A 14,049-nucleotide genomic window follows, 5' to 3' on the forward strand; every position below is an offset into this window, starting at 1 on the left:
GGTCTGTCGGTTGCGCGGCCGTGCATTATAGCGGCTATAGGCCGCTGTGTCTGCGCCGCTCTTATGCTCGGGGTGCTATCCGGGTACAATCGGCATTTTGATCCAGGGCGTTGCCGCGTGCGGGGGCGCCACAAACCAGATAACCGGAGTGATGCGTGAAAAGAGCACAACAACACGCGATTTGGGGGCGCCGGGGGACGTTTATCCTGGCCGCTACCGGGTCTGCGGTAGGTCTTGGCAATATCTGGAAGTTCCCCTATATCACCGGTGAAAACGGCGGCGGGGCCTTTGTGCTGATGTACCTGCTGTGCATCTGCCTGATTGGTTTGCCGGTCATGGTGGCCGAGGTCATGCTCGGGCGCCGCGGTCGCGCCAACCCGGTGATGGCGATGGAACAGGTGGCCCGCGAGTCCGGAAATACCCGGCTCTGGTCGCTGATTGGCTGGTTTGGGGTGCTCGCCGGCTTTTTGATTTTGTCTTACTACAGTGTGATCGCCGGTTGGACTCTGGAGTACGTCACCACCGCGGCGCGTGGCGGCTTCGCCGGTTTCGACGGTGCATCGGCAAGTGCGGCCTTCAGCGAATTGCAAGGCGATGTCAGCACTCTGGTGCAGTGGCAAACGGCGTTTCTTGCCATGACCGCGCTGATCATCATGTTCGGTGTGACCCGCGGCCTGGAAACGGCGGTGCGCATTCTGATGCCGCTGCTGTTTGTGCTGTTGTTGGTCTTGCTTGGCTACGCCATCTACGCTGGGGATTTCGCCTCGGGCGCCAACTTTTTGTTCAGCTTTCGCATCAGTGACTTGTCGCTCGACGGCCTGTCGCTCGCGCTCGGACACGCGTTTTTTACGCTAAGCCTCGGCATGGGGGCCATTATGGCCTACGGCTCGTACATGCCGCACAACACTTCGATCATCAAAACCGTCGCCACAGTGGGCTTGCTCGACACCACGGTCGCACTGCTCGCCGGTATGGCGATTTTCCCCATTGTGTTTGCCACGCCGGGGGTGGAGCCCGAGGTAGGGCCGGGGCTGATGTTTGTCAGTCTGCCCATTGTGTTTGGCTCTATGCCGTTTGGTGCCGTCTTTGGCACTGTGTTTTTTCTGCTGGTCACCTTAGCGGCCTGGAGCTCAACGATCTCGCTGCTTGAACCGGCGGTGGCCTATCTGACTGAACGGTTTCGCTTTCACCGGGTGGCGGCCAACTTATTGATTGTGTTTTGTGCCTGGCTGTTGGGGTTGACCACGGTGTTTTCGCTCAATCGCTGGCAGGACTTTCAGCTGCTGCCAGGCATGACACCGTTTGACGTGAGCCTGTTTATGACCGAGCAGGTCTTGCTGCCGCTGGGCGCTCTGGCCATGGCCGTGTACGTCGGCTGGTTCATGAAGCGCCGGCCGCTCAGGCGTGAACTGAAGTTGGATTCTTCTCAGTGGTTCAGCCGTTGGTTCACGGTGCTGCGCTATGTGTCACCGGTGTTGATACTGGTGGTGTTTGTTTTGGGTATTGTCGGAAAGTTTGCGGGGTAAGTGTGTCGCACCGAATAGAGCGCTCGGCCGAGGTCGGTTTCAGCTGTGAGCAGATGTTTGAACTGGTCAATGATATTGAGGCCTATCCTGATTATATGGATGGCTGTCAAAAGGCCGAGATTTTAAAACGCGGGGACGACTGGCTCGAGGCGCGCCTGGCGCTTGGGTTGGGGGGCATTTCCCAAAGCTTCGTCACCCGTAACCAATTGGAGCGGCCTGAGCGCATGACCATGGAACTGGTGGATGGCCCGTTTCGCCGCTTTAGCGGCGAGTGGCGCTTTGAGACACTCGCGCCGGGCTGCCGGGTCACGCTAGAGCTGGATTTCAGTTTGAAAAATCCGCTGCTGGCCATGGCGGTGAACAAAATGTTTGAGCAGATTGCCGGCGCCCAGGTACGAGCTTTGTGCCGCCGCGCCGAGCAGGTCTATGGCTGAGAGTAAAGAACTATGGCAGATCTGGATTTGATTACCGTTGAGGTGGCCTACGCCTTGCCGGATAAACAAAAAATCATTGAAGTGCTGGTTGAGCCCGGCACCACCGCCTATCAGGCCGCCGAGCGCTCGGGTATTGTACGGCACTTTCCCGAAATTGAGCTGGAAACGGCCAAGATGGGAATTTTCGGCCAGGCTCTCGGCACCAAGGGGCTCAAGCCACCGCGCGAGCACGAGCTGCAAAGTGGCGACCGGGTGGAAATCTACCGCCCCCTGACGTCGGACCCAAAAGAAGTTCGCCGACGCCGGGCGGAAAAGAGCAAGGCCGAAAAAGACCAATAAGCGCTGCTGCTCGACGCCCTGCTATAGTGTTGGGATACTCTCGTTTACGGCTCTGGGATTGCTATGGAAGCCTTTAGGCCCGCTCGCTGGTTTACCTTACTGCCATGGTTGGCGGCCGTGGTGCTGAGTGTCTTTGTGTTGGCCATGTGGCGCAGTGATCTTGCGCGCTTGGCGGAGAATCGCGATCTCGCGCTGAAGCAGCAACAAGGTGAGTTGGCCGCTCGGGCTGCGCTGCTTAAAAGTGAGCTGGGCCGGCGCGCGGCAATGTTGCAGTCGCTCGTGCCGCTACTAAATGGGCCAGATTTATCGCTCGTTGCGCAATCAACCGATGTACTGCGCCCGCTGTGGCCCCAGGCGACCCTGTTAGCGGTGAGCCGCACTCAGGTGCCCGCGCGTTGGTCCGCAAAATCTTTATTAGGTCCTTCGAGCGCGTCTGTACTCGCTGAGTTACTGGAGTCAGAGCAACCGTGCAGCGCTGATGTGCTCGGTGCGCGTGATGAGATTTACTTGGCGCGTTCGCAGCCCGTTGATGGCGGTTGCCAGATGTGGCTTTTGCCCCTGTCGCCTCTGCTCGCTGAACTGACGGACGATACCCTGGCCTGGTCGGTGACCGCGCCGGGTACTTCTTTGCTTGGCGGAAGCCGCCAAGCCCAGGGAGCGTTGGAGCGGGTAGATAAACAGCCGGCAATCGGCCGGGCAAAAAGCCCAGAGCGTCTTTTTTTAACCGAGTCGCAGTCGCTCGGTGAGTACCCAGTGAAGATAGTACTGGCGCAAGAGATATCGCCCCACTCAATTCAAAGCCATCAACGCAAGCCGGTGTTTTGGCTGCTGCTGTGGGCCCTGAGCCTATTAATTATTGCTCTGCTGTGGTTGTGGTTCCGCTCTCGTATCGACGCTATGGCAAGGACTTTTCAGAGCAGCGTTGCCCAGGAGCGCGACCACTTGGCCGAGGCTACCCGACGCTTGCAAATGGCTCTGGAGAACAGCCAGAGTGGTTACTGGGACTGGGATCTACTAAGCGATACGGTTTACTACTCCGACCACTGGAAAAAAATGCTCGGCGTCGATCCGCAAGTCTCTATTCGCGACAGTGTGACTGAATGGACCCGGCGCGTGCACCCGGATGATCGTCAGTCCTGTCTGGATCAGCTCACAGCGCATCTCAAAGGGCATACCGGGATGTTCGAAAACGAGCATCGACTGCGTGACGAAAATGGCCACTATGTCTGGTTTCTGACCCGCGGACGTGTCACTGAGCGCGACGAGCAACACCGGGCACGGCAGATGATTGGGGTTTATACGCGCATTGATGAGCGCAAGCGAATCAATGAACTGGCACTGCGCCAGCAGCAGGCCCTGAGCCAACTCAACGAAATTGCCTCCTTGCCGGGTACCCAGGCCAATGAGATGCTTCGCCGCGGTCTGGCGCTGGGAGCGGAATATCTCGGTTTACCCTTGGCGATTATTAGTCAGATCGAGGGTGATGTGTATACGGTGCGTGTGCAGTTTTCGCCACCCGACACCTTGAGCGATGGGCAAGTTTTCAATTTGCCAGAGTGTTTCTGCGTTGAAACGCTAAAAGCCGGTGATGTGCTGGCGATTCACCATACCGCCGACTCCGAGCTGGCGACCCATCCGTGTTATCTCAGTACCAAACTGGAAACGTATATTGGCGCGCCTGTGTGGGTCAATGACGAAGTCTACGGCACGCTGAACTTTTCCTCGCCGCAGCAACGCCTTGAGCCCTTTACCGAGTCAGAGCGCAATTTCGTCAGAGTTATGGCCCGCTGGGTGGGTGCCACTCTTGAACGTTGGTATCAGGAGCGGGAAAATCGCGAGCTGACCCGAACCTTTACCAAATTGTCAGATTCCGTGCCCGGCTGCGTTTGTCAATTCCAGTTGAATCCGGATGGGTCCAGCTTTTTCCCTTACGCCAGTCAGGGAATCGTCGATGTCTATGGGGTGACGCCCGAGCAGGTGGCCGAGTCGGCGGATTTTGTGTTTAACCACATTCACCCCGATGATCTTGAGCGGGTCCGTCGGGGGATTGAAACTTCGGGCGCGCAATTGACCCTGTGGGCGGATTCATACCGGGTGAATCATCCGGATAAAGGGCTAATTTGGGTACGGGGCCAAACCAGCCCAGAGCAGCTTGCCGAGGGTGGTGTCATCTGGCACGGCTTTATTTGGGATGTTACCGAAGAGGTACATGCAGAGCAGGAACTGCGATTCTCTAATCGCTGGCGCAAGGCCATTCTCGATGCAGCCAGTGTCTCCTTTATTGCCGCGGATTGCGACGGCATGATCCGGACGTTTAACCGCGGTGCGGAGCAATTGCTCGGGTATACGGCCGCTGAAATTATCGACAAGCAAACACCGGCTATTTTCCATCTGCCCGAAGAAGTTAACGAGCGAGCCGAAGTGCTGACCCAGGAGTTGGGACGTCCGGTAGAAGCAGGTTTTGAGGCGTTTGTGGCCAAGGCGGTCGAAGGCCATGTGGATGAAAATGAGTGGACTTATGTGCGCAAGGATGGCTCCCGGGTCAAGGTTATACTCACTGTCACGGCCGTTCGCGACGAACGCGGCCGCTTAGAAGGTTATCTCGGAGTGGCCCGGGATATTAGTTTGCTGCGGGCGCAGGAAGAAAAAATTCGCGTGGCTTCTGAGCGCACCCAGACAATACTCGATAACGCCGCCGACGGCATTATTGCCATATCTGAAGATGGTTTAATTGAAACTTTTAATCAAGCTGCGGAGTCAATCTTCGGCTGGAAAGCGGATGACATTCTCGGTCAGTCGGTCAATGTTCTAATGCCGCCTGCTGAGGCGGCGCAGCACGATTTCTACTTGCATCGGTTTCGTACTGAGCGTGTTAATCGCATGCTGGGTGTGAGCCGTGAGCTGTACGGAGTGCGTAAAAATGGTGAGCAGTTCCCCATAGAAATTTCGCTGTCTGAAATTATTCAGGAAGGTCACTCCCTGTTTATTGCCATGGCCAGAGACATTACTGAGCGCAAACGGATTGATCGCATGAAAAGTGAGTTTATTGCGACGGTGAGCCATGAGTTAAGAACTCCGCTGACTGCGATCAGCGGTGCTCTGCGCCTGCTTGACAGCGGTACCCTGGGAAGTCTGCCAGAGCAGTGGGCCAAGCTTGTACACATTGCCTACGCCAATAGCAGCCGCTTGATACATTTGGTCAATGACCTGCTGGATATGGAAAAGCTGGTGGCGGGCAAGATGAATTTTGCGCTGCAATACCAACCGCTGTTGCCCCTGGTTCAGCGCTGTGTGGAAAGCAATAGATCACTGTGCAGTGAGCACAATGTTGAATTTGCTCTGGATGACAGCGCTCTAAAATTTCAGGCACAAGCGCGACCAGTGCTTGTTCAAGTGGATGGTCATCGATTCGAACAGGTGATGGCCAATCTGTTATCCAACGCTGCCAAGTTTACGCGCCGGGATGCGGAGGTTGTGATCAAACTTGAGTGGGAGTCCCGTTTGGCGCGCGTCACCGTCATTGACCGCGGCCCAGGTATACCGGCAGAGTTTCGCGAGCGTATCTTCCAAAAATTCTCACAGGCCGACAGCTCTAGCACTAAAGCGCAGCGCGGCACGGGGCTGGGGTTGGCCATCAGCAAAGAAATTGTCGAGCGCCTGGGTGGGCACATTGGTTTTGACTCGCGCGAGGGTGAGGGCTCCAGCTTTTTCTTTACTCTGCCGGCTTGCCTCGGGTCCCGCTTCGCGTTCGAGGGTTTACCCAACAAACCACGCGTTTTGCACGTCGAGGACGACGAGGCTATTTCTGGGCTGGTCGCTGCGCTGTTACAGGACAGTGTCGAGCTTGTACTTGCTGGCAGTCTGGAACAGGCCCGGCAGACCCTGAGTCAAGAGAGCTTTGATATTGTAATACTCGATGTTCTTCTGCCCGACGGCAACGGACTTGAGTTGGTCGACTTGCTCAATCATTCCGGTCATAGTCATATCGATATTCTGGCGATCTCTCAGGTGGCTTTGATGGCCGAACAGCGTCGCGGCATCAGCGCGGTTTTGGAGAAAAACGAGCATTTGCCGCAGACTCTGGTAGCATGGATGGATAGATGGCTGGATAGCCGATTGGATCACGAACAGGAATCACCATGAACACGAGTGGCCAGTTACAGTGCATACTTTACGTAGAGGATGAGCCGGACATCCGCGCCATTGCCGAGTTGGCGCTGGAGACTGTGGGGGGCTACACGCTTGTTAGCTGCTCCGGTGGGCACGAAGCGCTAGAGGCCGCTCAACGGCAACAGCCGGATTTGTTGCTGCTCGATGTTATGATGCCAGAGATGGACGGCCCGGAAACCCTGCGCCGCCTCCGGGAAATACCGCACATGCGGGAGGTGCCGGCTGTGTTTATGACGGCCAAGGTGCAGCCACAGGAGGTGGAGGAGTATCGCAACCTGGGGGCGGTGGATGTCATCGCCAAGCCCTTTGATCCACTGACACTGGCCGATCAGATATACCATATTTGGCAACAGGCCGGGCAGTAAACGATTCGAGAAGACGAGATCCAAACGTGAATCCCACCAAAAAAGCCCAGGTACTGGAAAAGCTGGAAAAGCTCAAACAGGAGTATCGGGCTCATTTGCCAGGCGAGTTGGATGCGATTCGCAGTGAGACTCAGTGTTTGGGTGAGTCACCATCGCAGACAAAATTGACTTCTCTACACCGTCGTCTGCACAAACTGGCCGGTTCTGCTGGCAGCTTTGGGTTGTCTGAGCTCAGTGCCCGAGCTCGGGCGCTTGAACTGATTTTACAGGACTGGATGGATGGCAAGCCCCCCGCGTACGCTGAGCGTCAGGCGCTGGCGGAGGATCTGAACAAGTTGGGAGCCAGCTCTCTGGTTACGCCAAAGGTCCACGCTCGCGGCAGCGGCCACACGGCAGTACACCCCGGTAAGCACCGCAATTTAGTCTATTTGATTGAAGATGATGCATCGGTGGCGCGGGAGCTGAGGCTCGCGCTGGATAACTTCGGTTATCAGGTGCGTCACTTTCCGAGACTGGACCTGGCCGAAGAGGCGATATTGGCCAAGCGCCCCGATTTTCTGATCGTCGATATCATGTTTGCTGAGGAAAACCGCCAGGGGCCTGAGAGCATCGCGCGCTTGCAGGCGCTTCACGAAGATCCACTGTCCGTCGTCTTTGTTTCCAGCCGTAATGACTTTGATGCCCATTTGGCAGCGGTGAGGGCTGGCGCGGTCGGCTATTTTGTGAAGCCCCTCGACATTCCCGAAGTGATTGATTGCCTGGAATCCCACCTGAACCTATACCAGGCCGCGCCTTACCGGGTATTGATCGTCGATGACGACGCGCTTTTGGCCGAGCGTTACAAGCTGGTGCTGGAAGGGGCGGGCATGCTGGTAGAGGCTGTCACCGATCCGCGCCTGGTGCTGGAAGCCATGAACGACTTCCATCCAGAAGTGGTCTTACTGGATTTGAATCTGCCGGGCTGTCGTGGTTATGAACTGGCGCAGCTGATTCGTCTCAACCCCGATTGGCTCAGAGTCGCTATTGCCTATTTGTCGTCCGAGCAGGATGAAATGCAACAGGTGCAGGCCATTCGCCATGGCGGCGAGGACTTTTTGACCAAGCCCATTTCCGATTTGCGCTTGGTCAGTGCCGTGAGCGTGCGGGCGGCTCGTTCGCGCCAGCTGAGCGATGCCATTGATCGGGATAGCCTCACTGGCTTACTGAAGCATGCCCGGATCAAGGAGCAAGTGAATATTGAGCTGGAGCGGGCGGCGCGCCAGGGCAAGCCAGTAAGTGTTGCGATGATCGATCTGGATCACTTCAAAGACGTTAACGACACCTACGGCCATGCGGTGGGCGATCGGGTGATTAGAGCCCTGTCGCAGCTGATGCGCCAGAGGCTGCGGAAAACCGACAGCATTGGTCGCTACGGAGGCGAGGAATTTGTGGCGATTTTACCCGATTGTGATCAGCAATCCGCTTGTGAACTGCTGAACGCGATTCGAGAGAGTTTCGCTGCGCTCAATTTCTCTGTGGGTGACAAGGTTTTTAGTGTCACTCTCAGTGCCGGCGTAGCAACCAGCTCGGGCGCCTGGAAAACCAATATGCTGGAAGCGGCCGACCAGGCCCTCTACCGGGCCAAAGATAGCGGCCGCAACCGGGTGGATGCGGCTGACAATAGCGCTGGCTGATACTCAGCTGTTGGTGGGCAGGGGCGTATCCGGTTCCTGCTCTGGATCTTCGGTTTGCTCGTCTTCGGCTTCGGGCAGGTTTTCGCCTTCAAAATGGGTAAAGGTGTCGCCGTCAAAATAAACGGTCAGCGTGCGCTTGAAAAAACGGCCATCGCCCATTTTCAGGCTGTAGTAGTAGTCCCAGCGGTCGTCGTTAAAAATGTCATTGATCAGCGGCGTGCCTAGCACAAAGCGCACCTGGCGCTTGTTCATGCCGGGCTCGAGCTGCGAAATCATCTCTTCAGTGATGATGTGGCCCTGCTGGATATTGATCTTGTGAACACCGGGGAACTGAAAATACTGACACCCCGCCAGCAAAAACAGACTGCACAACAATACCAGGGGCGTTTTGATTATTTTCATTACAGGGGTTCCACTTGCTAAAATGAATGGGCGATAATACCTGATCACCTTGAACACTGAGAAGAGTTTGGACGAAAAAATGGCCGACGAAAACCAGGAACTGCGCAAGGCGGGCCTCAAGGTTACCTTGCCCCGAGTCAAGATTCTGCAAATGCTGGAATCTTCCGAAGATCACCACATGAGCGCCGAAGACGTGTACAAGGCGCTGATGGAGGCCGGTGACGATGTGGGCCTGGCAACGGTTTACCGGGTGTTGACCCAGTTTGAAACCGCCGGTCTGGTCGTGCGCCACAATTTCGATGGTGGCCACTCAGTGTTTGAGATCGCGCGCGGTGAGCATCACGATCACATGGTGTGCTTGGACTCAGGCAAGGTTATTGAGTTCCACAACGAAGACATCGAAAAGCTGCAAAAGAAAATCGCCGAAGAGCATGGCTACACCCTCGAAGATCACTCGCTGGTGCTCTACGTCAAACCCAAAAAGTCCTGAGAGCACTCTCAGGGCACCTCCGGCGCGCTTAAAGCGCGCCTGCCCGCTCCAGCATTTGTTCGGCGTGGGCTCTGGACTCGGCGGTTAATTCGGCGCCACCGAGCATTCTTGCCAACTCCTCCACTTTGTCGTCCCCTTTGAGCTCCACCAGCGACGTTTGCGCGGCCTTACTCGTACTGGTTTTGACGACTCTCAAGTGCTGATGGCCTTTACTGGCGACCTGAGCTAGGTGCGTCACACAGAGAATTTGACCGCGAGAGGCGAGTTTTCGCAGTAATTGGCCGACGATGTCTGCGGTAGCGCCTCCGATACCCACATCCACTTCGTCGAAAACCAGACTGGCAATGGCGCTGTTCTGCGCCGCGACCACCTGAATCGCCAGGCTGACACGAGACAGCTCACCGCCCGAGGCAATCTTGCCCAGGGCGGCGGGCGGCTGGCCTGGGTTGGTGCTGATGAGCAGTTCCACGTCTTCGAGCCCCCAGGGTGCGGGGCGGGTGTCGCGCTCGGCCAGGTCCACGGTCAGGCGCGCGTGTTCCATGGCCAGCTGCTGCAAATGCTCATTCACTTGCCGGACGAGGCTTAGAGCGGCTTTTTTGCGGGCGTTGGTCAAGGTGCCGGCGAGCTTGCGATAGGCTTGCTCTAGCTCACGGACCTCCTGCTCCAGTGCGTCGAGCTGCTCATCGCCCCCGCCGAGCTCGGCAGCCTCCAGGGCAAGGCGCTGATGCAGCTCGGGCAGCTGTTCAGGGCCGATGCGGTGCTTGCGGGCAATGTCGTAGATCGCCGATAGGCGCTCGTCCACCTCGGCCAGTCGCTCCGGGTCCAGGGAAAAACTGTCGGAGAAGTGCTCGATACTGCGCAGGGCCTCGTCGATCTGGATTTGCGCCTCGCCCAGTAGCTGTTCGGCATCGCGCAGCAGCGCCGGCTTGTTCCCCAGGTTGCGCAGCACCTGCAGGGCTCGCTGGATGCCCGCCTGCAAGCCCTGTTCGTCGTCGCTGGCCAGTTCGGTCAGTTGGCCGCTGGCGGTAAGCAGGTTTTCGGCGTCGGCCAGGGTGCGCTGCTCGGCTTCCAGTTCGTCCAGTTCACCGGGCTTCAGGTCCAGCTGGTCAAGTTCTTCCACCTGATAGGCGATCAACTGATAGCGGGCGTTGAGCTCGTCCGCGTTACTTTTGAGTGCGTGTAAACGCTCTGCCTTGCTTTTCCAACGCTTAAAAGCCTGCTTGACCTCGCTGGCAAGGGCCAGATGGCCGGCGTACTCATCCAGCAGGCGGCGGTGATTGTCCTTGACCAGTAGCGACTGGTGCTCGTGCTGGCTGTGAATGTCCATCAGCATTTCGCCCAGAGTCTTGAGCTGGGCGAGAGTGGCGGGGTGGCCATTAATGTAGGCCTTGGAGCGGCCCTCGGCGGTGAGGGTGCGTCGCAACAGGCACTCGCTGGGCTGCTCCGGCTGTTCTAGGTCATGCTCCTCGAGCCATTCGCGGGCCTGCTCTATGAGGCTGAGATCAAAGGTGGCGCTGATATCGGCCCGCTTGGCGCCGCTGCGCACCCGCGTGGCATCGGCTCTGTCGCCCAGGGTTTGGCCGAGCGCCTCGAGCAGCACGGATTTACCGGCGCCGGTCTCGCCGGTGATCACCGTCATACCGCTTTTAAAGTCGAGATCCAGGCGTTCTACCAGGGTGAAGTTCTGAACACTCAGATGGGTCAGCATAGTGCGCACGGGTCCTTGACGACATTTTCTGGTTATTTATACAGTATTTTTGAGGCCTATCCAAGAGATTCTGCTTTCGCCCTTGAAAGCTCGCGGCCGGGCCCCATATCGGCGGGAGACATTCTCCAACCCGGATAATAGAGGCAGTAATAAGGTGACAGAGCAAGAGCACAACGATCAAGTGGATTCGCAAGTCAAGGAAACCGAGCAGGAGCAAGCGCCGGAGCAGGAGCCTGCTGCGGAGGTGGAGCTATCGAGCCTGCAGTCTCAGATCGAGGAGCTGACTCAGGCACTCGCCGGGGCGCGGGAGCAGACTCTGAGGGCTCAGGCCGAGACCCAGAACGCCCGCCGCCGTGCGGAGGCCGATGTGGAAAAAGCCCACAAGTTCGGTCAGGAGAAGCTGGTCGTGGATCTGCTGCCCGTGGTGGATAACCTCGAGCGGGCGCTGGTGAACATCAATGTCGAGGACGAGAGCTTTAAGGCGGTCGTCGAGGGCATTGAGCTGACGCTAAAGTCCTTCACCGATACCCTGACGCGGCATAACGTAGTGGCGGTAAACCCGGTGGGCGAGCCCTTTGATCCGCAGTTGCATCAGGCCATGACCATGGTGGAAAACCCGGATGTAGAGCCCAATACCGTGATTGACGTTTTCCAAAAGGGCTACACCTTGCACGGGCGCCTGGTGCGTCCGGCAATGGTGGTGGTTGCCAAAGGCTAAAACACCACAAAGCTTAGGGTTTTTGCGCAACAGGGCCTTGAAAAGCCGCAGGCGGGGCCCATATACGCACTAACGACTCGACACGCTGCCACGCAGCAATTCAATGAACATAGCGCTCGGCCGACGGACAGGTCGTTGCTTCGCCCCCTGGGGCTCAGGCGATGTACGGCCAGCGACAGAGAAACTTCAGGAGACTGATTATGGGTAAAATTATTGGTATTGATTTGGGTACAACCAACTCATGCGTATCGGTACTCGAGGGCGATAAAGCCAAGGTGATAGAAAACTCCGAGGGCGATCGCACCACGCCGTCCATCGTTGCCTTTACCAACGACGATGAAATCCTGGTGGGCCAGAGTGCCAAGCGTCAGGCCGTCACCAACCCGCACAACACCATGTACGCGGTTAAGCGTTTGATCGGCCGCAAGTTCAAAGACGATGTTGTGCAAAAAGACATCAAGATGGTGCCTTATAAAATCGTTGAAGCCGATAACGGCGATGCCTGGGTGGAAGTGAAGGGCGACAAGAAAGCGCCGCCGCAAATCTCAGCCGAAGTGCTGAAGAAAATGAAGAAGACCGCCGAAGACTATCTCGGTGAAAAAGTCACCGAAGCGGTCATTACCGTCCCGGCTTACTTTAACGACTCTCAGCGCCAGGCCACCAAAGACGCGGGAAAAATTGCCGGTCTCGATGTAAAACGCATCATCAATGAGCCCACTGCCGCTGCGCTGGCCTATGGTATGGACCAGAAAAAAGGCGACCGTACCATTGCTGTCTACGATCTGGGCGGTGGTACTTTTGATATCTCCATCATCGAGATTGCCGATGTGGATGGCGAGCACCAGTTTGAAGTGCTTTCTACCAACGGCGATACCTTTTTGGGCGGTGAAGACTTTGACCTGCGCCTGATCGAGTATCTGGCCAGCGAATTCAAAAAAGAGCAGGGTATTGATTTGCACAACGATCCCCTGGCTCTGCAGCGCCTGAAAGAGGCGGCCGAGAAAGCCAAGATTGAGCTGTCTTCCAGCCAGCAGACCGAGGTGAACCTGCCTTATATCACCGCCGATAACACAGGCCCCAAGCACTTGGTGGTAAAACTGTCGCGCGCCAAGCTGGAGTCGCTGGTTGAAGAGCTGGTTACCCGTTCGCTTGAGCCTGTGAAAGTGGCCATTAAAGATGCAGGCGTGTCGGTGAACGACATCAGCGATGTGATCTTGGTGGGCGGTCAGACCCGTATGCCGATGGTGCAAAAAGCCGTAGCCGATTTCTTTGGCAAAGATCCGCGCAAAGACGTCAACCCTGATGAGGCCGTTGCCATGGGCGCTGCGATTCAAGGTGCGGTTTTGTCTGGCGATGTTAAAGACGTGCTGCTGTTGGATGTTACCCCGCTGACCCTGGGTATTGAAACTATGGGCGGCGTCGCTACACCGCTGATTGAGAAAAACACCACGATCCCGACGAAGAAATCGCAGGTCTTCTCGACCGCTGAAGATAACCAGACCGCGGTAACCATTCACGTGGTGCAGGGTGAGCGTAAGCAGGCGACGCAAAACAAATCGCTGGGCCGTTTTGACCTTGCCGATATCCCGCCGGCGCCGCGTGGAGTGCCGCAGGTGGAAGTGACCTTTGATATTGACGCCAACGGTATTTTGAACGTGAGCGCCAAAGACAAGGCCACCGGCAAAGAGCAGTCTATCGTGATCAAGGCGTCCTCCGGTCTGTCGGACGACGAAATCGAGAAGATGGTCAAAGACGCCGAGGCAAACGCCGAGGCCGATAAGAAATTCGAGCAACTGGTCACCACCCGCAACACGCTGGAAGGCCTGATTCACGCCACCCAGAAAACGCTGAAAGAAGCGGGCGATAAGGCCACTGATGAAGAGAAAGCGGCGATTGAATCGGCCGTGGCGGAAGCTGAAGAAGCGGTGAAGGGTGATGATGTGAGCGCGATGGAAGCTGCCACCACCAAGCTGACCGAAGCGTCGGGCTCTCTGGCGCAGAAGATGTACGCCGAGCAGCAGGCCTCTGCCGGAGCCGGTGAAAGTGCGTCTGACAACCAGAAAGACGCCGACGACGGTGTGGTAGACGCCGAGTTTGAAGAAGTGAAAGACGACGACAAGAAGTAAGCCGTCGTTCCCGGCCGGCCTGCCCGGCTTTCAAACAGTCGACAAATGCGGGCGGGGCCTTCCCTGGCCCGCTTTTGTTCATAGGGTAAACCGTAAGA

At 56.9% G+C, this 14,049-nt stretch carries 11 protein-coding genes; 9 read left to right on the forward strand and 2 right to left on the reverse strand.

Annotation, left to right across the window (positions count from 1 at the left end; genetic code table 11):
* The first annotated feature begins 155 nt into the window (after positions 1 to 155).
* The 6 genes from QWI16_RS16495 (at position 156) to QWI16_RS16520 (ending at position 8,507) form a co-directional block, all read left to right on the forward strand.
* Positions 156 to 1,526: a sodium-dependent transporter gene (locus QWI16_RS16495; RefSeq protein WP_302714799.1), complete on the forward strand. Its 1,371-nt coding sequence runs from the start codon at positions 156 to 158 to the stop codon at positions 1,524 to 1,526.
* 2 nt (positions 1,527 to 1,528) lie between these two features.
* The gene (locus tag QWI16_RS16500) at positions 1,529 to 1,960 is read left to right on the forward strand and encodes a type II toxin-antitoxin system RatA family toxin (RefSeq protein WP_302714800.1); all 432 of its coding nucleotides are present in this window, start codon (positions 1,529 to 1,531) and stop codon (positions 1,958 to 1,960) included.
* Between the two features lie 12 nt (positions 1,961 to 1,972).
* Positions 1,973 to 2,299: an RnfH family protein gene (locus QWI16_RS16505; protein WP_302714802.1), complete on the forward strand. Its 327-nt coding sequence runs from the start codon at positions 1,973 to 1,975 to the stop codon at positions 2,297 to 2,299.
* 63 nt (positions 2,300 to 2,362) lie between these two features.
* On the forward strand, positions 2,363 to 6,442 hold the full coding sequence (locus QWI16_RS16510; RefSeq protein ID WP_302714804.1) for a PAS domain S-box protein: 4,080 nt from the start codon (positions 2,363 to 2,365) through the stop codon (positions 6,440 to 6,442).
* Positions 6,439 to 6,834 carry a response regulator gene (locus tag QWI16_RS16515; RefSeq protein WP_302714807.1) on the forward strand — a complete coding sequence of 132 codons (396 nt, stop codon included), beginning with the start codon at positions 6,439 to 6,441 and terminating at the stop codon, positions 6,832 to 6,834. The genes QWI16_RS16510 and QWI16_RS16515 overlap by 4 nt, the downstream gene beginning before the upstream one ends.
* A gap of 26 nt (positions 6,835 to 6,860) precedes the next feature.
* Positions 6,861 to 8,507: a diguanylate cyclase gene (locus QWI16_RS16520; protein ID WP_302714808.1), complete on the forward strand. Its 1,647-nt coding sequence runs from the start codon at positions 6,861 to 6,863 to the stop codon at positions 8,505 to 8,507.
* A 3-nt stretch (positions 8,508 to 8,510) separates the two neighbouring features.
* Here QWI16_RS16520 and QWI16_RS16525 read toward each other — a convergent pair whose 3' ends face one another.
* A complete protein-coding gene (locus QWI16_RS16525) occupies positions 8,511 to 8,909 on the reverse strand; it encodes an outer membrane protein assembly factor BamE (RefSeq protein ID WP_302714811.1) in 399 nt (132 codons plus the stop codon).
* Positions 8,910 to 8,988: 79 nt separating this feature from the next.
* On the opposite strand from QWI16_RS16525, the gene fur reads away from it, so the two are divergent.
* Complete coding sequence (gene fur / locus QWI16_RS16530) at positions 8,989 to 9,399, forward strand: ferric iron uptake transcriptional regulator (RefSeq protein WP_302714813.1); 411 nt, start codon at positions 8,989 to 8,991, stop codon at positions 9,397 to 9,399.
* A 28-nt stretch (positions 9,400 to 9,427) separates the two neighbouring features.
* Here fur and recN read toward each other — a convergent pair whose 3' ends face one another.
* Positions 9,428 to 11,107: a DNA repair protein RecN gene (gene recN, locus QWI16_RS16535; protein ID WP_302714815.1), complete on the reverse strand. Its 1,680-nt coding sequence runs from the start codon at positions 11,105 to 11,107 to the stop codon at positions 9,428 to 9,430.
* A 154-nt stretch (positions 11,108 to 11,261) separates the two neighbouring features.
* On the opposite strand from recN, the gene grpE reads away from it, so the two are divergent.
* Both grpE and dnaK read left to right on the forward strand, forming a co-directional pair.
* Positions 11,262 to 11,825, forward strand: coding sequence for a nucleotide exchange factor GrpE (gene grpE, locus QWI16_RS16540; RefSeq protein ID WP_302714816.1), 564 nt, complete (start codon positions 11,262 to 11,264; stop codon positions 11,823 to 11,825).
* A 200-nt stretch (positions 11,826 to 12,025) separates the two neighbouring features.
* On the forward strand, positions 12,026 to 13,951 hold the full coding sequence (dnaK, locus tag QWI16_RS16545) for a molecular chaperone DnaK (RefSeq protein WP_302714817.1): 1,926 nt from the start codon (positions 12,026 to 12,028) through the stop codon (positions 13,949 to 13,951).
* Positions 13,952 to 14,049 lie beyond the last annotated feature (98 nt).

Source organism: Gilvimarinus algae, assembly GCF_030518215.1.
Taxonomy (GTDB): Bacteria; Pseudomonadota; Gammaproteobacteria; order Pseudomonadales; family Cellvibrionaceae; genus Gilvimarinus; species Gilvimarinus algae.

Coding starts and splice junctions, on each gene's coding strand:
- fur (WP_302714813.1), top strand. CDS start 8,989: ATGGCCGACGAAAACCAGGAACTGCGCAAGGCGGGCCTCAAGGTTACC.
- QWI16_RS16510 (WP_302714804.1), top strand. CDS start 2,363: ATGGAAGCCTTTAGGCCCGCTCGCTGGTTTACCTTACTGCCATGGTTG.
- QWI16_RS16525 (WP_302714811.1), bottom strand. CDS start 8,909: ATGAAAATAATCAAAACGCCCCTGGTATTGTTGTGCAGTCTGTTTTTG.
- dnaK (WP_302714817.1), top strand. CDS start 12,026: ATGGGTAAAATTATTGGTATTGATTTGGGTACAACCAACTCATGCGTA.
- recN (WP_302714815.1), bottom strand. CDS start 11,107: ATGCTGACCCATCTGAGTGTTCAGAACTTCACCCTGGTAGAACGCCTG.
- QWI16_RS16505 (WP_302714802.1), top strand. CDS start 1,973: ATGGCAGATCTGGATTTGATTACCGTTGAGGTGGCCTACGCCTTGCCG.
- QWI16_RS16515 (WP_302714807.1), top strand. CDS start 6,439: ATGAACACGAGTGGCCAGTTACAGTGCATACTTTACGTAGAGGATGAG.